This window comes from Variovorax sp. E3 (assembly GCF_016082275.1).
Lineage (GTDB): Bacteria > Pseudomonadota > Gammaproteobacteria > Burkholderiales > Burkholderiaceae_C > Variovorax.
The window spans coordinates 1-23205 of sequence record NZ_MOWM01000131.1 but is presented as its reverse complement, the minus strand read 5'-3'; the positions used below and the strand labels follow the sequence as shown (position 1 = coordinate 23205).

General features: G+C 65.7%; 19 protein-coding genes and 3 pseudogenes. 7 read left to right on the top strand and 15 right to left on the bottom strand.

Annotated elements, in window-relative coordinates; all coding sequences use genetic code 11:
• From BMG07_RS31105 to BMG07_RS31045, 13 genes and pseudogenes are all read right to left on the bottom strand, one after another.
• On the bottom strand, positions 1–437 hold a 437-nt coding region (locus tag BMG07_RS31105), incomplete at its 3' end, for a FimV family protein (RefSeq protein ID WP_374221345.1).
• 268 nt (positions 438–705) lie between these two features.
• Positions 706–1878 carry an aspartate-semialdehyde dehydrogenase gene (gene asd / locus BMG07_RS31100; RefSeq protein ID WP_198087753.1) on the bottom strand — a complete coding sequence of 391 codons (1173 nt, stop codon included), beginning with the start codon at positions 1876–1878 and terminating at the stop codon, positions 706–708.
• Positions 1879–1968: 90 nt separating this feature from the next.
• A pseudogene (gene leuB, locus BMG07_RS31095) lies at positions 1969–3056 on the bottom strand (3-isopropylmalate dehydrogenase).
• 37 nt (positions 3057–3093) lie between these two features.
• The gene (gene leuD / locus BMG07_RS31090) at positions 3094–3750 is read right to left on the bottom strand and encodes a 3-isopropylmalate dehydratase small subunit (protein ID WP_198087752.1); all 657 of its coding nucleotides are present in this window, start codon (positions 3748–3750) and stop codon (positions 3094–3096) included.
• Positions 3751–3766: 16 nt separating this feature from the next.
• Positions 3767–5188, bottom strand: coding sequence for a 3-isopropylmalate dehydratase large subunit (gene leuC, locus BMG07_RS31085; protein WP_198087751.1), 1422 nt, complete (start codon positions 5186–5188; stop codon positions 3767–3769).
• A 66-nt stretch (positions 5189–5254) separates the two neighbouring features.
• Complete coding sequence (locus tag BMG07_RS31080; RefSeq protein WP_198087750.1) at positions 5255–6199, bottom strand: LysR substrate-binding domain-containing protein; 945 nt, start codon at positions 6197–6199, stop codon at positions 5255–5257.
• A 177-nt stretch (positions 6200–6376) separates the two neighbouring features.
• Positions 6377–7687 (bottom strand): citrate synthase, encoded by a 1311-nt coding sequence (gene gltA / locus BMG07_RS31075; RefSeq protein ID WP_198087749.1) that lies wholly within the window; start codon positions 7685–7687, stop codon positions 6377–6379.
• Positions 7688–7711: 24 nt separating this feature from the next.
• Complete coding sequence (locus tag BMG07_RS31070; RefSeq protein WP_198087748.1) at positions 7712–8026, bottom strand: succinate dehydrogenase assembly factor 2; 315 nt, start codon at positions 8024–8026, stop codon at positions 7712–7714.
• A gap of 23 nt (positions 8027–8049) precedes the next feature.
• Complete coding sequence (locus tag BMG07_RS31065; protein WP_042578077.1) at positions 8050–8751, bottom strand: succinate dehydrogenase iron-sulfur subunit; 702 nt, start codon at positions 8749–8751, stop codon at positions 8050–8052.
• A gap of 22 nt (positions 8752–8773) precedes the next feature.
• Positions 8774–10582 (bottom strand): succinate dehydrogenase flavoprotein subunit, encoded by a 1809-nt coding sequence (sdhA, locus tag BMG07_RS31060; RefSeq protein WP_198087747.1) that lies wholly within the window; start codon positions 10580–10582, stop codon positions 8774–8776.
• Positions 10583–10589: 7 nt separating this feature from the next.
• Positions 10590–10955: a succinate dehydrogenase, hydrophobic membrane anchor protein gene (gene sdhD / locus BMG07_RS31055; RefSeq protein ID WP_093124152.1), complete on the bottom strand. Its 366-nt coding sequence runs from the start codon at positions 10953–10955 to the stop codon at positions 10590–10592.
• 13 nt (positions 10956–10968) lie between these two features.
• Positions 10969–11415 carry a succinate dehydrogenase, cytochrome b556 subunit gene (gene sdhC, locus BMG07_RS31050; RefSeq protein WP_198087746.1) on the bottom strand — a complete coding sequence of 149 codons (447 nt, stop codon included), beginning with the start codon at positions 11413–11415 and terminating at the stop codon, positions 10969–10971.
• Positions 11416–11643: 228 nt separating this feature from the next.
• Positions 11644–12402 (bottom strand): GntR family transcriptional regulator, encoded by a 759-nt coding sequence (locus BMG07_RS31045; protein WP_198087745.1) that lies wholly within the window; start codon positions 12400–12402, stop codon positions 11644–11646.
• Positions 12403–12584: 182 nt separating this feature from the next.
• Here BMG07_RS31045 and BMG07_RS31040 point away from each other — a divergent pair, with 182 nt between their 5' ends.
• From BMG07_RS31040 to BMG07_RS31020, 5 genes are all read left to right on the top strand, one after another.
• A complete protein-coding gene (locus BMG07_RS31040) occupies positions 12585–13571 on the top strand; it encodes a malate dehydrogenase (protein ID WP_042578072.1) in 987 nt (328 codons plus the stop codon).
• Between the two features lie 14 nt (positions 13572–13585).
• On the top strand, positions 13586–14377 hold the full coding sequence (gene tam / locus BMG07_RS31035) for a trans-aconitate 2-methyltransferase (RefSeq protein ID WP_198087744.1): 792 nt from the start codon (positions 13586–13588) through the stop codon (positions 14375–14377).
• The gene (locus tag BMG07_RS31030; RefSeq protein WP_198087743.1) at positions 14374–15375 is read left to right on the top strand and encodes a CoA ester lyase; all 1002 of its coding nucleotides are present in this window, start codon (positions 14374–14376) and stop codon (positions 15373–15375) included. Before tam ends, BMG07_RS31030 begins: the two co-directional genes overlap by 4 nt.
• Before the next feature lie 33 nt (positions 15376–15408).
• Entirely contained in the window at positions 15409–15975 is a 567-nt protein-coding gene (locus tag BMG07_RS31025; protein ID WP_198087742.1) for a hypothetical protein, read from the top strand.
• Between the two features lie 80 nt (positions 15976–16055).
• Complete coding sequence (locus BMG07_RS31020) at positions 16056–18641, top strand: bifunctional aconitate hydratase 2/2-methylisocitrate dehydratase (RefSeq protein WP_198087741.1); 2586 nt, start codon at positions 16056–16058, stop codon at positions 18639–18641.
• 70 nt (positions 18642–18711) lie between these two features.
• Here BMG07_RS31020 and BMG07_RS31015 read toward each other — a convergent pair whose 3' ends face one another.
• Positions 18712–19572, bottom strand: a complete 861-nt coding sequence (locus BMG07_RS31015) for a hypothetical protein (RefSeq protein WP_198087740.1) — start codon at positions 19570–19572, stop codon at positions 18712–18714.
• 20 nt (positions 19573–19592) lie between these two features.
• Complete coding sequence (locus BMG07_RS31010) at positions 19593–20726, bottom strand: DUF2827 domain-containing protein (protein ID WP_198087739.1); 1134 nt, start codon at positions 20724–20726, stop codon at positions 19593–19595.
• A 497-nt stretch (positions 20727–21223) separates the two neighbouring features.
• Here BMG07_RS31010 and BMG07_RS45145 point away from each other — a divergent pair.
• Both BMG07_RS45145 and BMG07_RS43145 read left to right on the top strand, forming a co-directional pair.
• A pseudogene (locus tag BMG07_RS45145) lies at positions 21224–21307 on the top strand (ESPR domain-containing protein); the annotation flags it as partial.
• Between the two features lie 15 nt (positions 21308–21322).
• Positions 21323–23205 (top strand): annotated as a pseudogene (locus BMG07_RS43145) (hemagglutinin); the annotation flags it as partial.

The following is a 23205-nucleotide window of genomic DNA, read 5'->3' as shown; positions in this document are numbered from 1 at the left end:
GCCGTGCGCTCGACGGGCGTCGCGATCTGGGGCGTGATGGGCGCTGCCGGCGCGCTCGCGGCCGCCTGGCGCGCGGCCGGCGGGTCGAGCAGCACGGTGTAGTCGCGCACGATGCGGCCCGACGAACCGTTGGCTTCCAGCAGCAGGTCGATGAACGGGTCGTTGAGCGGGCGGTTGCCGCTCAGTCGCACCACATACTGGCCGCCGGCGCGGCGTTGCAACGTCGCCCTGACGTCGCGCAGCGCCGCGTTGTACGGCACGCCCGCGTTCTTGAAGGCCTCGGCCGTGGCGATGTTGATCTTCAGACCGTCCGCTTCGTTGGCCGCGATCTCGGTCACGTCGATCTCGGCGCGCAACGGTTCGCCCAGCGCCGATTGCACCTTCAGCTGCCCCAGCGTGAAGGCGCTGGCGTCTGCGCTGGCGATGCCCAGTGCCACGGCAGCCGCCGCGCCCAGAATGGAAAGGCGCCAACCGTTCGATGGCAGAGGCGGGCGAGCGGCCGATGGGCTGGCCGCAGGCAACAGATGTCTTGTCATGCTGATAGGGGGCGGCTCAGGCCCAGAATTTGTAAGAGGACGTTAGCATCATCACCCGGCACTGACAAGGCAATGCGCCCGTTCTACCCAGTGCGCGCATACTTACGATCACATCTTGTGTTGTCTTCCGACAACAATTTGTGTTTCAAAAGGGCCTGAGCACCCCGCATCAGGCTTCGAGCAGGATGCGCAGCATGCGACGCAGCGGTTCCGCGGCGCCCCACAGCAGCTGGTCGCCGATGGTGAAGGCGCCGACGTACTCGGGGCCCATCGCCAGCTTGCGGATGCGGCCGACCGGGATGTCCATGGTGCCCGTCACGGCCACCGGCGTCAGGTCCTTGACGGTGGCTTCGCGCGTGTTCGGCACGACCTTCGCCCAGGGGTTGTCGGCAGCGATCACCGCTTCGATGTCGGCCAGCGGCACGTTCTTCTTGAGCTTGAAGGTCAGGGCCTGGCTGTGGCAGCGCATGGCGCCGATGCGCACGCAGAAGCCGTCGACCGGCGTGGCGGCGGTGCCGAAGCCCGCGCCCTGGCCCAGGATCTTGTTGGTTTCGGCGCCGCCCTTCCACTCTTCCTTGGACACGCCCCAGTCTGCGTCGTCCTGGCTCTTGCCCAGGCCCAGGTCCTTGTCGATCCAGGGGATCAGCGAGCCGCCCAGCGGCGCGCCGAAGTTGGCCGTTTCAGCGGCGCTCAGGGTCTGCTGCTTGTGCAGCACCTTGCGGTCGATTTCCAGGATGGCCGACTTCGGGTCGTCCAGCAGCGCGCGCACTTCGGCGTTCAGGGTGCCGAACTGGGTCAGCAGCTCGCGCATGTGCTGCGCGCCGCCGCCCGAGGCTGCCTGGTAGGTCATGCTGGTCATCCACTCGACCAGGCCGGCCTTGTAGAGTGCGCCCACGCCCATGAGCATGCAGCTCACGGTGCAGTTGCCGCCGATCCAGTTCTTGCCGCCCTTGGCCAGCGCGTTCTCGATGACCGGCAGGTTGACCGGGTCGAGCACGATAATGGCGTCGTCCTTCATGCGAAGGGTCGAGGCGGCATCGATCCAGTGGCCGTTCCAGCCGGCGGCGCGCAGCTTGGGGAACACCTCGCTGGTGTAGTCGCCGCCCTGGCAGGTGATGACGATGTCGCACTTCTTCAGTGCTTCGATGTCGTTCGCATCCTTCAGCGCGGTTTCGTTCTTGGCCATGGCCGGGGCCTTGCCGCCGGCGTTGGAGGTCGAGAAGAAGACCGGCTCGATGAGGCCGAAGTCGCCTTCGGCCTGCATGCGGTCCATCAGGACCGAGCCGACCATGCCGCGCCAGCCTACGAGGCCGACCAGAGGTTGATTGGATGCGTTCGCCATTTCAGTTTGCCCTTATGAAAAAAGAAAAGTTGTCTTTTTTTTGCCCCCGACTCGTCGAGCCGGGGAGGGGCGTGACGAAGCGGGCTGCGGTTAGCCGGTAATCGTCTTTTTGGTGATTGCTGCAACGACCGCGTCGCCCATTTCGCGGGTGCCGACGCGCTTCGTACCTTCTGACCAGATGTCACCCGTGCGCAGCCCGGAGGCGAGCACGTCCTTGACCGCCGACTCGATACGGTCGGCAGCCTCGGCTTGGTTGAGTGAGAAGCGGAGCATCATGGCAGCGGAGAGTATTGTAGCCAAAGGATTGGCAACCCCTTTGCCGGCAATGTCGGGCGCGCTGCCGTGGCTGGGCTCGTACAGGCCCTGATTGCTCGAATTGAGCGACGCCGAGGGCAGCATGCCGATCGAGCCGGTGAGCATCGCGGCCTCGTCCGAGAGGATGTCGCCAAACATGTTGCCGGTGACCACCACGTCGAACTTCTTGGGTGCCTTCACGAGCTGCATGGCCGCGTTGTCGACCAGCATGTGGTCGAGTTCGACGTCCGGATATTCCTTCGCGATGTCGAGCATCACGTCTTTCCACAGCTGCGAGGTTTCCAGCACGTTGTTCTTGTCCACGCTGGTCACGCGCTTGCTGCGCTTGCGGGCGGCCTCGAAGGCCACGCGGGCGATGCGTTCGATTTCGGGGCGCGAATAGCGCATCGTGTCGAAGGCTTCCTCGCGCCCGGAAAGTGCCCGTCGACCGCGGTGCGGCGGCCGCGCGGCTGGCCGAAGTAGATGTCGCCGGTCAGTTCGCGAATGATCAGGATGTCCAGGCCCGCGATCAGCTCGGGCTTCAGGCTCGACGCGTCCACCAGCTGCTCGTAGCAGATGGCGGGGCGGAAGTTGGCGAACAGGCCCAGGTTCTTGCGCAGACCCAGGATGGCCTGTTCGGGCCGCAGCGGACGGTCGAGCTTGTCGTACTTCCAGTCGCCCACGGCGCCGAACAGCACCGCGTCCGATTCCTTGGCGAGCTTGAGCGTGGCTTCGGGCAGCGGGTGGCCGTGCGCCTCGTAGGCCGCGCCGCCGACCAGCGCGGTTTCCATCTCGAACTTCAGGTCGAGCACGTCGAGCACCTTGACGGCTTCCGCCACGATTTCGGTGCCGATGCCGTCACCCGGGAGAACTGCGATTTTCATTTTGTCGTGTGTCTTGAAAAGAGAAAACAGGAACGCCTCAGGCGTTGGCGAGCATCGTGTGCGCGAGCCACGGCTTCTGGGCCAGGCGCTCGGCCTCGAAAGCCTTGATCTTGTCCTTGTGGCGCAGCGTGAGGCCGATGTCGTCCAGGCCGTTGATCAGGCAGTACTTGCGGAAGGCCTGCACGTCGAATGCGAACTCGCCGCCGTCCGGCTTCACCACCACCTGGCGCTCCAGGTCGATGGTCAGCGAGTAGCCTGGGAACGCGAAGGTCTCGTCGAACAGCTGGGCCACCTGGGCTTCGGTCAGCACGATCGGCAGCAGGCCGTTCTTGAAGCTGTTGTTGAAGAAGATGTCGGCGTAGCTCGGCGCGATGATCGCGCGAAAGCCGAACTGGTCGAGCGCCCACGGCGCGTGCTCGCGCGACGAGCCGCAGCCGAAGTTCTTGCGCGCCAGCAGCACCGAGGCGCCGGCATAGCGCGGCTGGTTCAGCACGAAGTCGGGGTTGGGCTTGCGGCTGGCCGGGTCCTGGCCCGGAAAGCCGGCGTCCAGGTAGCGCCACTCGTCGAACAGGTTCTGGCCGAAGCCCGTCTTGCGGATCGACTTGAGGAACTGCTTCGGAATGATCGCGTCGGTGTCGACGTTCTCGCGGTCCATCGGGGCCACGAGGCCCTTGTGCACGGTGAATTTCTGCATGGTGTTGTCTCCCGGGTCAGGCGAAGGTGCGCACGTCGACGAAATGGCCGTGCACGGCGGCCGCGGCGGCCATGGCCGGGCTCACGAGGTGGGTGCGGCCGCCGGCGCCCTGGCGGCCTTCGAAGTTGCGGTTGCTGGTCGATGCGCAGCGCTCGCCGGGCTCCAGGCGGTCGGCGTTCATGGCCAGGCACATCGAGCAGCCGGGCTCGCGCCACTCGAAGCCCGCGGCCTTGAAGATCACGTCGAGGCCTTCGCGCTCGGCCTGTTCCTTCACCACGCCCGAGCCGGGCACGACCATCGCGAGCTTGACGTTCTTCGCGACCTTCTGGCCCAGCTTCTTCACCACGGCGGCGGCTTCGCGCATGTCCTCGATGCGGCTGTTGGTGCACGAGCCGATGAACACCTTGTCGATGAAGATGTCGTTCATGGCCTTGTTGGGCTCCAGGCCCATGTAGACCAGCGCGCGCTCGATGGCGCCGCGCTTGCTGGCGTCCTTTTCCTTGTCGGGATCGGGCACGCGGCCGTTGATCTCGACCACCATCTCGGGCGAGGTGCCCCAGGTCACCTGCGGCTGGATCTGCGTGGCGTCGAGCTCGACCACGGCATCGAACTTCGCGCCCGGGTCGGACTGCAGCGTGCGCCAGTAGGCCACGGCCTGCTCCCATTCCACGCCAGTGGGCGCGAGCGGGCGGCCCTTGACGTAGCTGATGGTCTTCTCGTCGACCGCCACCAGCCCGGCGCGCGCGCCGGCCTCGATGGCCATGTTGCACACCGTCATGCGGCCTTCCATGCTCAGGTCGCGAATGGCCGAGCCCGCGAACTCGATGGTGTAGCCCGTGCCGCCGGCCGTGCCGATCTTGCCGATGATGGCCAGCACGATGTCCTTGGCCGTGCAGCCCAGCGGCAGCTTGCCCTCGACCTTCACGAGCATGTTCTTCGCCTTCTTGCCCAGCAGCGTCTGCGTGGCCATCACGTGCTCGACCTCGCTGGTGCCGATGCCGTGCGCCAGCGCGCCGAACGCGCCGTGCGTGGAGGTGTGCGAGTCGCCGCAGACCACCGTCATGCCCGGCAGCGTCGCGCCCGACTCGGGGCCGATCACGTGCACGATGCCCTGGCGCTTGCTCAGGAACGGAAAGAACGCGGCGGCGCCGAACTCGGCGATGTTGTGGTCCAGCGTGGTGACCTGTTCCTTGCTGGTCGGGTCGGCGATGCCGTCGTAGCCGCGCTCCCAGCCGGTGGTGGGCGTGTTGTGGTCGGCCGTGGCCACGACCGAGCTGATGCGCCACAGCTTGCGGCCCGCTTCGCGCAGGCCTTCGAAGGCTTGCGGGCTGGTGACTTCGTGCACCAGGTGGCGGTCGATGTAGAGGATCGCGGTGCCGTCTTCCTCGGTGTGGACGACGTGTTCGTCCCAGATCTTGTCGTAGAGCGTGCGTGCCATGTCGGTCTCTTCTTTCGTGGGGAAATGGATTGTCTGTTTGTCTGTCTTGGCGGCTGCAACGCGGGGTCAGGCCGCGAGCTGCTCCGTCGCATCCGAGGCCGCGTGCAGGTGGTTCACCAGCGAGCGCGCCGCCACCGGCAGCGTGGAAAAGTCGCGCGCCACCAGCCGGATCTCGCGCGCCGCCCAGGCGTCGTTGAGCGCCACGCTCACGAGGCCGCGGCCGATGCCGTTCTGCATGAGTTCGAACGCGCGCTGCGGCATCACGCCGATGCCCAGGCCGTTCTCGATCATCCGGCACATGGCGTCCAGGCCCGTCACGTGGATGCGCAGCTTCACGCTGCGCCCGGCACTCAGTGCGGCCTCATGCATCGCGACATAGATCGAGCTGTTGGTGTGCAGGCCGACGTGGTCGAAGGCCAGCGAGTCGATGAAGTCGAGCGCGCCTTCGGCGGCCAGCGCATGCCCCGTCGGCACGATCAGCGCGAGGCGGTCGTGCCGGTAAGACAGGCTCTGCAGTTCGCCCGCGCCGCCGGCCACATGGCACACGCCGAGGTCGGCCGCGCCTTCCTGCACCGCGCGGATCACTTCGCTGCTCAGGTGCTCCTCGAGGTCGATCTTGATGGCTTCGTGCGCCCGCGTGAACACGCCCAGGTCTTCGGGCAGGAACTGCACGATGGCCGAGATGTTGGCGTGCACCCGCACGTGGCCGCGCACGCCGTCGGCGTATTCGCTGAGCTCGCCCTGCATCTTCTCGAGGCTGTAGAGCACCGAGCGCGCGTGGTGCAGCAGGCTCTCGCCGGCCGGCGTCAGGTCGACGCCGCGCGCATGGCGGTAGAGCAGGGTGGTGCCGAGCGTGGCCTCGAGGTCGGACAGCCGCTTGCTGATGGCCGACGCCGCAATGAACTCGCGCTCCGCCGCGCGGCCGATGCTGCCCAGTTCGCACACGGCCACGAACAGCTGCAACGACGTGAGGTCGATGCGGCGGGCGAAGTTGCGTTCGGACGTGCTCATGGGGTGTGGGGCATCGCGTTCTGCGATGAGGTGGCTATTTTCTTCCTGTTTTCAGGGTGTTGCCATCGTGATCTGAGATGGGCTTGCTGCCGGCCTGCGAAGAGGGGCATGCCGAACGGGCAATAAAAAAGCTGCCCGGAGGCAGCTTCTTGAGGGGGCGATGGGTTCGCAGGTCGATCAGCGGGCCGAGATCGGCTTCACGTCACGCTTGGGCGAGCCTTCGAACAGCTGGCGCGGGCGGCCGATCTTGTACTCGGGGTCGCCGATCATTTCGTTCAGCTGGGCGATCCAGCCGACCGTGCGGGCCAGCGCGAAGATCGCGGTGAACAGCGGCACGGGGATGCCGATGGCGCGCTGCACGATGCCCGAGTAGAAGTCGACGTTCGGGTACAGCTTGCGCGACACGAAGTACTCGTCTTCCAGGGCGATCTTCTCGAGCTCCTTGGCGAGCTTGAACAGCGGGTCGTTTTCCAGGCCCAGCTCGGTCAGCACTTCGTTGCAGGTTTCCTGCATCAGCTTGGCGCGCGGGTCGTAGTTCTTGTACACGCGGTGGCCGAAGCCCATGAGCTTGACGTTCGAGTTCTTGTCCTTGACCTTCTTGATGAACTCGCCGATCTTCTCGACGCCGCCTTCCTTCTGGATGTCGTACAGCATGTTCAGTGCTGCTTCGTTGGCGCCGCCGTGGGCAGGGCCCCACAGGCAAGCCACGCCGGCCGCGATGGCCGCGAAGGGGTTCGTGCCCGACGAGCCGCACAGGCGCACCGTCGAGGTCGAGGCGTTCTGTTCGTGGTCCGCGTGCAGGATGAAGATGCGGTCGAGCGCGCGCTCGAGCACCGGGTTCACCTTGTACTCTTCGCACGGCGTGGCGAACATCATGTGCAGGAAGTTGCCGGCGTAGCTCAGGTCGTTCTTCGGGTACATGTACGGCTGGCCGATCGTGTACTTGTAGGCCATGGCCACGAGCGTGGGCATCTTCGCGATCAGGCGGATCGCGGCGATCTCGCGGTGCTCGGGATTGTTGATGTCCGTGCTGTCGTGATAGAAGGCCGACAGCGCGCCCACGAGGCCGGTCATGATGGCCATCGGGTGGGCATCACGGCGGAAGCCGCGCAGGAAGAACTGCATCTGCTCGTTCACCATGGTGTGGTTCGTCACGACCTTGGTGAAGTTCTGCTTCTTGGCCTGGTCCGGCAGCTCGCCGTACAGCAGCAGGTGGCAGGTTTCCAGGAAGTCGCAGTTGGTGGCGAGCTGCTCGATGGGGTAGCCGCGGTACAGCAGTTCGCCCTTGTCGCCGTCGATGTACGTGATGGCCGATTGGCAGGCCGCGGTCGACATGAAGCCCGGGTCGTACGTGAACATGCCGGTCTGTGCATACAGCTTGCGGATGTCGATCACGTCGGGGCCGACGGTGCCCTTGTAGATCGGCAGATCGACGCTGTCGCCGCCGTTGCTGAACGACAGCGTGGCCTTGGTATCGGATGCTTTCATTTCGGTTTACTTTCAGAGGTGGATTCAGGACGAAGGAGAGATGACGGGGCGCTGCGCGCCGTCGGTGCGCATCAGCTGCAGCAATGCGACCACCTCGGCCCCGGCCCATTCGGGCTCGGGCTCCTTTCTACGGAGAAGGAGGTCGAGGAGGTCGTTGTCCGACAGGTCCATCAGTGTCTCCATCGCTCCCGCTTGACCCACGGTCATGCGGGATTCGTGCCGCTCGAAGAAGCGGGCGATGAACAGGTCGTTCTCGAGCAGTCCGCGCCGGCAGCGCCATTTCAGCTTGCTCAGCGCACGTTCGCTGAGCGGCTGGTCGAGGTCGGCGGCGGTTTGCATGGGGGCTTCTTGCAGGACGGTTGTCAGATGGCGCGGCGCACCATCAGTTCCTTGATCTTGCCGATGGCCTTGGTCGGGTTCAGGCTCTTCGGGCACACGTCCACGCAATTCATGATCGTGTGGCAGCGGAACAGGCGGTACGGGTCTTCCAGGTTGTCCAGGCGTTCGGCGGTGGCTTCGTCGCGGCTGTCGGCGATGAAGCGGTAGGCCTGCAGCAGGCCGGCCGGGCCCACGAACTTGTCGGGGTTCCACCAGAAGCTGGGGCAGCTCGTGGAGCAGCTCGCGCAAAGAATGCACTCGTACAGGCCGTTGAGCTCTTCGCGCTCTTCGGGCGACTGCAGGCGTTCCTTCTCGGGCGGCACGTTGTCGTTCTGCAGGTACGGCTTGATCGAGTTGTACTGCTTGAAGAACTGCGTCATGTCCACGATCAGGTCGCGAATGACGGGCAGGCCCGGCAGCGGCTTGAGCACGATCGTGCCCTTGAGCGTGAGCATGTTGGTCAGGCAGGCCAGACCGTTCTTGCCGTTGATGTTCATTGCGTCGGAACCGCAGACGCCTTCGCGGCACGAGCGGCGGAACGACAGCGTGGGATCCTGCGCCTTGAGCTTCATCAGGGCGTCCAGCAGCATGCGCTCGTGGCCGTCGAGTTCGATCTCGACGGTCTGCATGTAGGGCTTGGCGTCCTTGTCCGGGTCGTAGCGGTAGATCTGGAATGTGCGCTTCATCGTATGGACCTTGTAAATGTTCTTAGAACGTGCGGACTTTGGGCGGCACGGAAGCCACCGTCAGCGGCTGCAGCTTGACGGGCTTGTACGAGAGGCGGTTGTCCTCGCTGTACCAGAGCGTGTGCTTCATCCAGTTGGCGTCGTCGCGGCCCAGCGGCGCGACCGGATCGTCCGCCGGACGTTCGTAGTCTTCCACCGTGTGGGCGCCGCGGCATTCGCGGCGGGCGGCGGCCGAGACCATCGTGGCCTGCGCCACTTCGATCAGGTTGTCGACTTCCAGCGCTTCGATGCGGGCGGTGTTGAACACCTTCGACTTGTCCTTCAGGCCGATGGCCTTGACGCGCTCGCGCACGGCGGCGATCTTGGTCACGCCTTCGTCCATCGAGGCCTGCTTGCGGAACACGGCGGCATGCTGCTGCATGACGGCGCGGATCTCGCCGGCCACGTCCTGCGCGTATTCGCCGCCGGTGGTCGACTCGAGGCGGTTCAGGCGCTCCAGCGTGCGGTCGGCCGCGTCCTTGGGCAGTTCCTTGTGTTCCTTAAGCTTGTCGTTGAACTCGACGATGTGGTTGCCGGCCGCGCGGCCGAACACCAGCAGGTCGAGCAGCGAGTTCGTGCCCAGGCGGTTGGCGCCGTGCACGCTCACGCACGAGCATTCGCCCACGGCGTAGAGGCCGTTCACCACGGCGCTGTTGTCTTCACCCTTCTGGATGACGACCTGGCCGTTGATGTTGGTCGGGATGCCGCCCATCTGGTAGTGGATGGTGGGCACCACGGGAATCGGCTCCTTGGTGATGTCGACGTTGGCGAAGTTCACGCCGATTTCGTACACAGAGGGCAGGCGCTTGTGGATGGTCTCGGCGCCCAGGTGGTCGAGCTTGAGCAGCACGTAGTCCTTGTTGGGACCGCAGCCTCGGCCTTCCTTGATTTCCTGGTCCATGGAGCGCGACACGAAGTCGCGCGGTGCCAGGTCCTTCAGGGTGGGCGCATAGCGCTCCATGAAGCGTTCGCCGTTGCTGTTCAGCAGGATGGCGCCTTCGCCGCGGCAGCCTTCGGTCAGCAGCACGCCCGCGCCGGCCACGCCGGTCGGGTGGAACTGCCAGAACTCCATGTCCTGCAGCGGAATGCCCGAGCGCGCGGCCATGCCTAGGCCGTCGCCGGTGTTGATGAAGGCGTTGGTCGAGGCCTGGAAGATGCGGCCCGCGCCGCCGGTGGCCAGCAGCACGGTCTTGGCCTGCAGGATGTGCAGGTCGCCGGTTTCCATTTCGAGCGCGGTCACGCCGACCACGTCGCCTTCGTCGTCACGAATGAGGTCGAGCGCCATCCATTCGACGAAGAACTGGGTGCGGGCCTCGACGTTCTTCTGGTAGAGCGTGTGCAGCATCGCGTGACCGGTGCGGTCGGCCGCGGCGCAGGCGCGCTGCACGGGCTTCTCGCCATAGTTGGCCGTGTGGCCGCCGAACGGACGCTGGTAGATGGTGCCGTCGGGGTTGCGGTCGAACGGCATGCCGAAGTGTTCGAGTTCGTACACGACCTTCGGTGCTTCGCGGCACATGAACTCGATCGCGTCCTGGTCGCCGAGCCAGTCGGAGCCCTTGATCGTGTCGTAGAAGTGGTAGTGCCAGTTGTCCTCGCTCATGTTGCCCAGCGATGCGCCCACGCCGCCTTGCGCGGCGACCGTGTGCGAACGCGTGGGGAACACCTTGGAGAGCACGGCCACGTTGAGGCCGGCACGTGCGAGTTGCAGCGAGGCGCGCATGCCGGAGCCGCCGGCACCGACGATCACGACGTCGAACTTGCGCTTGGTGATTTTTTCTTTTGTGTAAGTCATGGTGGGGTCAGATCTTCCAAAGCACTTGAATGGCCCAACCCGCACAACCGACAAGCCAGACGATGGTGAAAATTTGCAGCACGAGACGGATGCCGACGGGTTGGACGTAATCCATCCACACGTCGCGCATGCCGACCCACACGTGATAGAGCAGGGCGACGATCACGGAGAAGGTCAGCACCTTCATCCACTGCGCCGCGAAGATGCCGGCCCACAGGTCGTAGCCGATGGGGCCGCGCGAGAAGATCAGCTGTGCGAGCAGGATGATCGTGAAGAGCGCCATCAGGCCGCCCGTGATGCGCTGGCTGAGCCAGTCGCGCAAACCGTAATGAGCGCCGACGACGATGCGCTTGGAGCCGTAATTCACAGACATGGTTGGCTCCTTCTCAGTACAGGCCGAACAGCTTGGCGCCGAGCACCAGGGTGAGCAGGATGCTCAGTGCCAGCGTGACGACGGCCGAGCTGTGCCCGAATTCCTTGGTCACGGCGGCGTGGCTCACGTCCATCCACAGATGGCGCAGGCCGGCGATGAAGTGGTGCAGGTAGGCCCAGATGAGCGCCAGCGCGACGAGCTTGAAGAACCAACCCGGCGCGAAGCCGATGCCGACGTTGAAGGCGCCCTTGAATTTCGCGAACGAATAGTCAGATGACAGCGACGTGTCGAACATCCAGATGATGAACGGCAGCAGCAGGAACATCAGCACACCGCTCACGCGGTGCAGGATCGACACGATGCCCGCCGGCGGCAACCGGTAGGTCGTGAGGTCGGTGAACGCATTGATGTTGCGGAATTCGCGACGCGGTGGCCGGGGGGGAGTTGCAAGCTCTGTCATGGGGGGAGGGCTTTCGTGGCTTGGATGACTTGTTCTGAGAGCGAACGCTTTTGTTTCTTATGCGGAAATGCAAACAACGCAAAATTCTATTGCAATGCACCATCGCGCAGCGGACACGCGCAAGTCAGTGCACCGTTGCAGTCGGATGCTATTGACTTCGTAGCGCGTCGCGCGCGTTGTGTGCGCACGCCGCAGCGGCAGTATTCGGCCTTCATCTGAATCGAGGGGTCAGCCCAGCTGGTTCCTGTAGTGGTGCGTGTCGGTGCGGTAGAGCCCGCGACGCAATTCCATCGGCATGTCATGGTAGGTGTGCGCCACACGTTCCACACTCAGCAGGGGCATCTGCAGCGACACGTCGAGCAGCGCGGCCTGTTCGGCATCGGGCAGCACGGCGCGGATTTTTTCTTCGGCCCGCACCATGCGCACGCCGAACTCGGTTTCGAACAGCGCATACATCGGGCCCGGCCACGCGCGCAGCCGTTCGGCCGTGAGGCCCTTGAACGGCGTGCCGGGCAGCCAGAGGTCTTCGAGAATGGTCGGCACGCCGGCGTAGGCCAGCACGCGGCGCACCTGCAGCACGGCGTCGCCGGTGCGCAGGCCGAGTGCGCGTGCCACATCGGCCGACGCGCGCAGGCGCTTGCAGTCGACGATGGTGCGCACGGCGGGGCCTTCGCTGCTCGGGTCGCCCGCATCGGGCACGAGCTTGAGAAAGCGGTACTGCACGTGCTGTTCGGCGTGCGTGGCAACGAAGGTGCCCTTGCCCTGGCGCCGCACCACGAGGTTTTCGGCCGACAGCTCGTCGATGGCCTTGCGCACCGTGCCCTGGCTCACGCGATAGCGCACGGCCAGGTCCATCTCGCTGGGGATGGGCTCGCCCGGCTTCCACTCGCCCGCCTGCAGGCTCTGCAGGATCAGGGTCTTGATCTGCTGGTAGAGCGGACTGAAGGACGGCGTCGTGGGCTCGTCGAGGGTGGTGGGCGTGTTCATGGCAGCGGTGGGGTGCGCCTTGGCGGACCCCGAGAGGATATCTTATATAAGACATAAGACGGCCCTCATTGAATCGGCTTAAAATGTTGCGGGTCTCGCGTTGCGGGAAGGTATTTCACCCGCAGCACCCTGCGCCCCACGAGAGCGCCGACACCGTTTTCACCACCTTCTGGAGTCTTCCCATGAGCAAAAAACCCGTTCGCGTTGCCGTCACCGGTGCCGCCGGCCAAATCGGTTACGCCCTGTTGTTCCGCATTGCATCCGGCGAAATGCTCGGCAAAGACCAGCCGGTCATCCTGCAACTGCTCGAAATCCCCGACGAGAAGGCCCAGAAGGCGCTCAAGGGCGTGATGATGGAACTCGACGACTGCGCGTTCCCGCTGCTGGCCGGCATGGAAGCCCACGGCGACCCGATGACCGCCTTCAAGGACGCCGACTACGCCCTCCTGGTCGGTTCGCGCCCCCGCGGCCCCGGCATGGAACGTGCCGAACTGCTGGCCGTGAACGGCGCCATCTTCACGGCACAGGGCAAGGCTCTGAACGCCGTCGCCAGCCGCAACGTCAAGGTGCTGGTGGTCGGCAACCCCGCCAACACCAACGCCTACATCGCCATGAAGAGCGCACCTGACCTGCCGCGCAAGAACTTCACCGCCATGCTGCGCCTGGACCACAACCGCGCCGCCAGCCAGATCGCCGCCAAGACCGGCAAGGCCGTGGCCGACATCGAAAAGCTCACCGTCTGGGGCAACCACTCGCCCACGATGTACGCCGACTACCGCTTCGCCACCATCAACGGCGAAAGCGTCGCCAAGATGATCAACGACCAGGAATGGAACGCCAACACGTTCCTGCCGACCGTCGGCAAGCGCGGCGCCGCCATCATCGAAGCGCGCGGCCTGTCGTCGGCTGCCTCGGCCGCCAACGCCGCCATCGACCACATGCGCGACTGGGCCCTGGGCACCAACGGCAAGTGGGTCACCATGGGCATCCCGTCGGACGGCCAGTACGGCATTCCGAAGGACGTGATGTTCGGCTTCCCGGTCACCTGCGAAAACGGTGAGTACAAGCTGGTCGAAGGCCTCGAAATCGACGCATTCAGCCAGGAACGCATCAACAAGACCCTCGAAGAGCTCGAAGGCGAACGCGCCGGCGTCGCTCACCTGCTGTAAGGCAAAACGACAGCATGCTCGACTGGAACCCCGCGCTCTACCGTCGCTACGAGGACGAGCGCACCCGCCCCGCGCAGGAACTGCTGGCGCGGGTTCCGCTGACCGAGGCGGCCCGCGTGGTCGACCTCGGCTGCGGGCCGGGCAATTCCACCGAGTTGCTGGTCAACCGGTTCCCGCGGGCGCAAGTCACGGGCACCGACAACTCCGAAGCCATGCTGGTCAGCGCGCGCGAGCGCCTGCCCGGCGCGCGCTTCGAGTTGAGCGACATCGCGACCTGGGCGCCGCCATCGAAAGAAGAAGCGCCCGACCTCATTTACGCCAATGCGTCCCTGCAGTGGGTGCCCGATCACGAAAAGCTGATCCCGCGCCTGTTCGACGCGCTGGCCCCGGGTGGCGTGCTCGCCATCCAGATGCCCGACAACCGCCAGGAGCCCACGCACCGGCTGATGCGCGCCGTGGCGGCCGAAGCCCCGTGGGCCGAGCCCATCGGCGACGCCGACCGGCTGCGCACGCTGCTGCTCGACCTGGGCGGCTACTACGACCTGCTGGCGCCGCGCGCGGCAAGCGTCGATGTCTGGCACACCATCTACCAGCACCGCATGGCCGATGCCGCATCCATCGTCGAATGGGTGCGCGGCACGGGGCTGAAGCCTTTTGTCGACCGCCTGGAGCCCACGCTGCAGGCGAGCTACCTGGCCGAATACGAACGCCGCGTGAACGAGGCCTACCCGGCCCGCGCCGACGGCAAGCGGCTGCTCGCGTTCCCGCGCATGTTCATCGTCGCGCAGAAAGCCGGCAACCCATGACGAACACCGTGGCCCACCCCGCGCAAGTGCTGCTCGGCGCGCAGGCCGGCGCCGTGACGCTGCCCGTGTGCGACCACTACAGCGGCGTCGAAGCGCGCATGAAGAAAAGCCTCGCACTCCAGGCCGAGATGGCCGAGGAGTTCGGCGCCTGCGTGTTCGACGTCACCCTCGATTGCGAAGACGGCGCCCCCGTGGGCGGCGAGGCGGAGCATGCCGCGCTCGTTACCGAGCTTGCGCTGGCAGCCAGGCCCGGCATGCGCGTCGGCGTGCGCGTGCACCCGGTCGACCATCCGGCCTTTGCCGGCGACGTGATCACCATCGCCGGCCGCGCCGGCCATCGCCTGAGCCACCTGATGGTGCCCAAGGTCGAATCGGTGGCCGATGTGTTGCAGGCTGTTGCCGCGCTGGAGGCCGCAGACGCCGATGCGCTGCCGCTGCACGTGCTGATCGAATCGCCACTGGCGGTGCACAACGCCTTCGACATCGCCGCCCATCCGCGCGTGCAGTCGCTGAGCTTCGGCCTGATGGATTTCGTCTCGGCCCACGCCGGCGCCATTCCCGCCGACGGCATGGGCGCCGCGGGCCAGTTCAGCCACCCGCTGGTGGTGCGCGCCAAGCTGGCCATGGCCTCGGCCGCGCACGCCTACGGCAAGGTGCCCTCGCACTGCGTGGTCACCGAGTTCAACAACGCCGATGCCATGCGCACGGCGGCCCGCAAGGCGGCCACCGAATTCGGCTACACGCGCATGTGGAGCATTCACCCGAACCAGATCCGCCCCATCCTCGAGGCCTTCGCGCCCGACGAGGCGCAGATTCAAATTGCCACACAAATCATTGCAAAAGCGGCACTTGCGGATTGGGCTCCGACACAAATTGATGGCACATTGCACGACCGCGCGAGCTACCGCCATTTCTGGCAGGTCCTGACGCGTGCCCACGCAACAGGGCGCGCGTTGCCCCCCGAGGCGAAAGCCTGGTTTGCGCTCGCGGCCTCCTGAAACCCCTGTACCCAGCCTCAAGGAAACCCACACATGAAGAAAATTGCCCTGATTGCCGCTGTCGCACTGGCACTCCCGCTGGCCGCCCTGGCCCAGGACGCTGCCAAGCCGGCGGCCAAGCCCGCAGCCAAGGCCGCCGGCACCACGGCCAAGGCCCCCGCCAAGAAGCACCAGGTCACTCGCCGCGCCGCCAAGGCCGTCGAGGAAGTCACGCCCGTCAACACCGACACCGACGTGACGCTCAACGAGGCCGACCTGGCCGTCGCCCAGCGCGTGTCCGTGGGCAAGGCCCAGTGCGAACTCGGCGCCGACGTGACCGTGACCGCCGACGACAAGAAGCCCGGCTTCTTCACCGTCACCACCAAGGGCCTGAAGTACCGCATGCACCCGGTCGAAAGCCGCACCGGCGCCATCCGCCTCGAAGACCCGCGTGCCGGCGCCATGTGGCTCCAGCTCGGCAACAAGTCGATGCTGATGAACCAGAAGGCCGGCCTGCGCATTGCCGACGAATGCCAGACCGACGCGCAGATCGCGTTCGCCGCAGAAATGAAGAAGAACCCGCCCAAGGCCCTGTTCGAAGGTGCCGACGGCGCGAAGTAAGCGCACCACACACGGGGTGCGGCGCGGCTCTTGCATGAGCGCTCCGCACGCCCGTCAGATCAGTTTCCGGAGAAAAGAAGATGTTGCAAGCCTACGTTGATCATGTTGCCGAACGCGCCGCGCTCGGTATCCCGCCGCTGCCCCTGAGCGCGAAGCAGACCTCTGAAGCAATCGAGCTCTTGAAGAGCGCGAACGCCAAGGACGGCGCCTTCCTGCTCGACCTGCTGACCTACCGCGTCCCCGCCGGCGTGGACGATGCAGCCAAGGTCAAGGCCAGCTATCTCGCCGCCGTGGCCCACGGCACCGAGAAGAGCGAGTTCCTGTCGCGCGCCCGCGCCACCGAACTGCTCGGCACCATGCTCGGCGGCTACAACATCAGCCCCATGATCGACCTGCTCGACGACGCCGAAGTCGGCGCCGTGGCGGCCGAAGGCCTGAAGAAAACCCTGCTGATGTTCGACCAGTTCCACGACGTCAAGGAAAAGGCCGACAAGGGCAACGCCAACGCCAAGGGCGTGCTGCAAAGCTGGGCCGATGCCGAGTGGTTCACCAGCCGCCCCGAAGTGCCCCAGAGCATCACCGTCAGCATCTTCAAGGTGGCCGGCGAAATCAACACCGACGACCTGTCGCCCGCGCCCGACGCAACGACCCGTCCCGACATCCCGATGCACGCCCTGGCGATGCACAAGAACGCCCGCCCCGGCATCGTCCCCGAAGAAGACGGCAAGCGCGGCCCGGTGAAGTTCATCGAAGACCTGCGCGCGCGCGGCCACCTCGTGGCCTACGCCGGCGACGTGGTCGGCACGGGTTCGTCGCGCAAGAGCGCCACCAACTCGGTGCTGTGGTTCACGGGCGAAGACATTCCCTTCGTGCCCAACAAGCGCTTCGGCGGCGTCTGCCTCGGCGGCAAGATCGCTCCCATCTTCTACAACACGATGGAAGACTCGGGCGCGCTGCCGATCGAACTCGACGTCACGCAGATGAACATGGGCGACGTTGTCGAGCTGCGTCCCTATGAAGGCAAGGCGCTGAAGGACGGCAAGGTCATCGCGCAATTCCAGGTCAAGAGCGAAGTGCTGTTCGACGAAGTGCGCGCCGGCGGCCGCATTCCGCTGATCATCGGCCGCGGCCTCACGGCCAAGGCGCGCGAAGCGCTGGGCCTGCCCGTGTCGACGCTGTTCCGCCTGCCGCAGAGCCCGGTCGACACCAAGAAGGGCTTCTCGCTCGCACAGAAGATGGTCGGCCGCGCCTGCGGCCTGCCCGAAGGCCAGGGCGTTCGCCCGGGCACGTACTGCGAACCCAAGATGACTTCGGTCGGCTCGCAGGACACCACCGGCCCGATGACCCGCGACGAGCTGAAGGACCTGGCCTGCCTGGGCTTCTCGGCCGACCTGGTCATGCAGTCGTTCTGCCACACGGCGGCGTACCCCAAGAAGGTCGACGTCAAGATGCACCACGAACTCCCCGAGTTCATGGCCAACCGCGGCGGCGTGTCGCTGCGTCCGGGCGACGGCGTGATCCACAGCTGGCTCAACCGCCTGCTGACGCCCGACACCGTCGGCACCGGCGGCGACAGCCACACCCGTTTCCCCATCGGCATCAGCTTCCCGGCCGGCTCGGGCCTGGTGGCCTTCGCGGCCGCCACCGGCGTCATGCCGCTGGACATGCCCGAGTCGGTGCTCGTGCGCTTCAAGGGCAAGATGCAGCCCGGCGTCACGCTGCGTGACCTGGTCAACGCCATTCCGCTGTACGCCATCAAGGCGGGCCTGCTGACCGTGGCCAAGCAAGGCAAGAAGAACATCTTCTCGGGCCGCATCCTCGAAATCGAAGGCCTGCCCGACCTGAAGGTCGAACAAGCCTTCGAGCTGAGCGACGCCTCGGCCGAACGCTCGGCCGCCGGCTGCACGGTGCACCTGAACAAGGAACCGATCGCCGAGTACATCAACAGCAACATCACGCTGATGAAGTGGATGATTGCCGAAGGCTACGCTGACGCGCGCACGCTGCAACGCCGCATCGCCGCGCAGGAAGCCTGGCTCAAGGACCAGCAACTGCTCGAGGGCGACGCCGACGCCGACTACGCCGCCGTGATCGAGATCGACCTGGCCGAGATCCACGAACCCATCGTGGCCTGCCCGAACGACCCCGACGACGTGAAGACGCTGAGCGACGTGGCCGGTGCCGTGATCGACGAAGTGTTCATCGGTTCTTGCATGACCAACATCGGCCACTTCCGCGCGGCGTCGAAGCTGCTCGAAGGCAAGCGCGACATCCCGGTCAAGCTGTGGATCGCACCGCCGACCAAGATGGACGCGCAGCAGCTCACCGAAGAAGGCCATTACGGCGTGTTCGGCAATGCCGGTGCCCGCACCGAAATGCCGGGCTGCTCGCTGTGCATGGGCAACCAGGCACAGGTGCGCGAAGGTGCAACGGTCATGTCGACCAGCACGCGCAACTTCCCGAACCGCCTGGGCAAGAACACCAACGTGTACCTCGGCTCGGCCGAACTGGCCGCGATCTGCTCGCGCCTGGGCCGCATCCCGACGCGCGAGGAGTACATGGCTGCTTCGGGCGTGCTCGACGCCTCCAGCTCGCAGATCTACCAGTACCTGAACTTCGACAAGATCGAAGACTACAAGGGCGTGGCGGACTCGGTCACGGCCTGATCTTCCTCGGCCCCGCCCCATGAACGAGCCCCGCTTTTGCGGGGCTTTTTCTTGGGCGCTCGAGCTCGAATCAGAGCGGTGGCGCGTTCGGCTGCAGGTACTCCTGGCCCGTCAGCACCATGGCCGCGCCCGCCGGGCCGCCTACCGCATGCGGCAGCGACGTGAGCAGCGAGCTGGCGAAGTCGCCTCGGTACAGCTTCGCGCCCTGGTGCGTCAGGTTGGAGTTGGCGTCGATGTAGACCGACTCGCCCAGCCCCGACCACAGCCGGCAGAAGCCGTAGTCTTCCGACAGATAGCGGCGCGTTTCGGGATCGACCATGACGTCGAAGAAGCGGTAGTGCAGGCCACGGTCGGCGTCGCCGATGCTGTCGGGCACGTACTGGTGGCCGGGGTAGGCGGCCATGAGCCGCTCGAACACGCCGCGCTTGATGGACATGAAACCGGTCGGCGCCTCGGTCATCTTCATGAAGCCGTCGGGCAGCACGTCGAGCTCGACCCGCGAAGTGCCCTCCGAGGCCTTGGCGTTGACCGTGTAGCGCGTGAAGTGCGCATCGAACTGCTGGCGCGTGGTGCCCGTGGGCAGGCCTTCTTCGGGCCAGTCTTCGCGCTTGAGCGGATAGACCCCCGCCGCGATGTCGTGGCCCGACAGCAGCAGCCGAAAGGCGGCCTGCGAAGAAAACCCGATGTCGGCGTCGATCCAGAACAGGTGCGTCCAGTGCGGGTTGGCCAGGAACTGCGCCACGCAGTTGTTGCGCGCGCGGGTCACGAGGCTTTCGCCCTGGTGGTACAGCACCTGCAGGCGCATGCCGGCGCGCTCGGCGTCGATGGCGAAGTTCATCATCGACATGACGTAGTTCTGGAAGAACTTGCCGTCGTGGCTCGGCGTGACGACCACGGGAAAGAAATCGCGAAGGGCGGAGGGTTCGAGCATGGCGGGGCCTGCCTTGGGCGTTATCTGGCGGGGCGCTGCATCAGGCCGAGCAGCAGGGTGTTGTAGACCTCGGTGGCGGCGGCATTGCCCGGCAGGTAGCGGTCGATCAGGCCGCGCTGGCGGTCGCGGTAGGCGGCGGCCTGCGCATCGTGCGTGTCGATGGCCTCGAGCACGCGGGCGCTGCCGCCGACCACGTCGTTCTCCTGGTAGTGGTAGCCGAGGTCCGCGCACAGGTGCGCGTTGTGCACCAGCGGGTAGCCCTGCCAGCAGGTCTCCAGGTAGAAGTAGTTGAGCGGGTTCTCCCACTGGTGCGAGACCACGATGTCGGTGTTCTGCGCAAGGAACACGGGTGTGTCGTGCCGGCCCAGGAACACCGCCTTGTGCTGGCGCACGAGGTCGAGCTGGTTCATGAGCGTGATGAACTCCATGTTCTCCTTGGCCATGCGCTCGGCGTTGGTGACCTGCAGCAGCGCGATGGCTTCGGGCCGCGCGCGGTATGCCAGCTCGGCGATCAGCACCGGATACAGGCAGAACTTCACCACGTTGATGTTCGGCTCCATCACGCTGAGCCGGCGCGGCCCGTCGTGCGGCTGGTACACGCCCGCATGGGGCAGGGAGCGGGTGCGCTCGTCCAGGAACACCGGGCTCCACACGAACGGCACGGCGCGCGCCTCGGCGCGGCGCAGCACCTCGAAGTAAGGCTGGCTGATGTGCGCCACCTGCGGAACCATCCAGATGTCGTCATAGCGCTGGTTGATGAACAGGTTTTGTCCCCACAGCGGCTTGTTGAACAGCATCGACTCCATCGCATGCACGTACTCGAAGCCGCAGCAGTAAGACACCAGCCGCGCGCCGCGCTGCTTCAGATGGTCGGTCTGGGCCGGGTCGATCTGCCCGCCCAGCTCGATCAGCACGTCCACGCTGTCCTTGGCCGTCTCGAAGGTCACGGTGGGCCAGCGCGTCTGGTCCCAGGGCAGGGCGGAGGTGATGGGGGTCGACGTGGTGTTCACCAGCACCACCGACGCCACGGCCGGGCAGTGCTTCAGCGCCTCGGCCAGGAACACCGCGTTCTGCTTGATGCCGTTGTTCCACAAGGTCTCGGCCTCGTGATGCAGGCCGATCGTGATGCCAATTCTTAGCTGTGAATTTTGCATTTGTTTCGTAATTGTTAATTAACGACCGAGGCTATTTTAATTGGCCGGTGAGCGCCGAGGATTTTCCTTCTCCCGTGAAGAAATGCCTGATTCTCGACCGTGGATTTGGCGGTCTCGCTTGCGAAAAGAATGGAAATCGCCCTCAAGGCCGGTCGATGCGCAGGGCACGTCCCTTGACTCCGTGAAATAAGTCCGCATCGCGCCATCGCCTTGAAACCCGCATGGATTCTACGTTTCGGACTTTTGTCACGTAGCTCCGACGCAACTGATTTTCTGAAGTCGCCACTCTTCCTTTCAGTTTTGTGAACTAAATCATCAGGTCGAAATTTCATGCCTGTTGCACTGCATTTCGAATGTAAACAAGTCCGTACATTTCAGCATTCCGTAATCAAGGCCTCGCATTTGCGAACGCCTTTCCGTGATGAACACCAATCGGTGCGTGGGTTTCTTATTGATCCGTGCCCCCTGGTCCTTCTGAAAAACCGAGTGCGAAGAACATGAATAAGTCTTATCGAAGTGTCTGGAACGAGTCGCTTGGCGCGTGGGTCGCCGCGTCGGAGTTGACGTCGGCACGAGGCAAGAAGTCTTCACGCAGCGTGGTGGCGATCGCCGTCGCCTCGCTCTTCGGCGCCTTCGCGTCGCCGGCGGCGTTCGCGCTGGACTGTGGCAGTTCGCCTTACACGGGAAATGCCACCGCCGGCTCCGCGGCCTTCGAGTACTGCAACGCGGCGGGGCAGACCGGCCTGGTGTTCACCGCGAACCAGGACAGCATCAGCGCCGGAGAAAACCTGGTCTTGCGCGGCGGCGGCACGGGCGGGCAGAAGGTGCGCAACTACTTCGTGGGCAACGCCGACATCGCCAACCAGTCGAATGTCACGCTGGGCGACGCGGGCTACACGAACTCCTTCACCACCATCCTGGCCAACCACTTCCAGGTTGGCGACAGCACCACCAGCGCGTCGGGCGCCAACAGCTCGGCCATCGGCATCGGCGCCCAGGCGACCCAGTCGGACACCGTGGCCATCGGCAGCAAGGCCAACGCGCTGGCCTCCTCGGCCCTGGCGCTGGGCAACGGCGCCACCGTGGCCTCGACGGCGGCCTCGGGCATTGCCATCGGCGCCGGCAGCAACGTCGCCGGCGGCAGCAACGCCATGGCCATCGGCACCGGCGCCCGCGCCAACGGCGGCGGCGCGATGGCCATCGGCAACAACGCCAACGCCTCGTTCAGCAACGACATGGCTTTCGGCACCAATGCGGTGGCGAGCGGCGAAACCACCGGCAAGGCGCCCTCGACCGCCTTCGGCAACGGCGCCTCCGCCACGGGCACCGGCTCCACCGCCTTCGGCACGCTGGCGAACGCCACGGGCAAGACGTCGGCCGCGTTCGGCTACTCGGCAACGACCACCCAGCTCTACGGCCTGGCGCTCGGCGCGGCCTCGGAATCGCGCGGCAACTCCAGCACGGCGGTGGGCGCGTTCGCGCAGGCCTACGGCGACAGCTCCATCGCACTGGGCGGCTCGTATGCGATGAATGCGAACGACATCGCCATCGGCAACAACGCGAGCGCCGGCCTGCGCAGTTCGGCGACGCCCACCCGCAACATCGCCATCGGCACCTCGGCCAACGCCGCCGGCGGCTATGCCTCGGCCATCGGGCAGGCCGCGAACGCCAGCGGCGCCGGCGCCACGGCGCTCGGGGGCAACGCCACGGGCGGCGCCAACGCCGCCGCGTCGGACGCGGTGGCGATCGGCGGGCAGGCCAACGTGACGTCGACCGCCACGTCGGGCGTGGCCATTGGCCTGGGCGCCAATTCCAGCGTGGCCGGCTCCGTGGCCCTGGGCCCGGCGGCGACGACGACCGCCACCGCATCGACCGCCACCGGCGGGACCGGGACCGTCAGCAGCGCCGTCATCGGCGGAACCACCTTCGGCGGGTTCGCGGGCGGCAGTTCGTCGGCCGGCGTGGTGAGCGTGGGCGGATCGGGCACGGAACGTCGCATCCAGAACGTCGCCGCCGGCCAGGTGAGCGCGGCCAGCACCGACGCGATCAACGGCAGCCAGCTGTACAGCGTGGCGAGCACGCTGAGCAGCGGCGTGTCCAGCCTGTCGACATCGACCTCCACGAGCCTGAGCACGACCAACAGCAGCGTTGCGAGCCTGTCGACTTCGACGTCGAGCGGCCTGAGCACCGCGACGAGCAGCATCGGGAGCCTGTCGACCTCGACGTCTTCCGCGCTGAGCACGACGAACAGCAACGTCGCCAGCCTGTCGACGTCGACATCCAGCGGTATCTCGAGCCTGTCGACCTCCACCTCCAGCGGACTGAGCACGGCCACGAGCCGGATCAATAGCCTGTCGACGTCCACGTCGTCGGGCTTGAGCACGACGAACAGCAGTGTCTCGAGTCTTTCGACATCGACGTCGTCGGGCCTGAGCACGACGAACAGCAGCGTCGCCAGCCTGTCGACTCGACGCTCGGG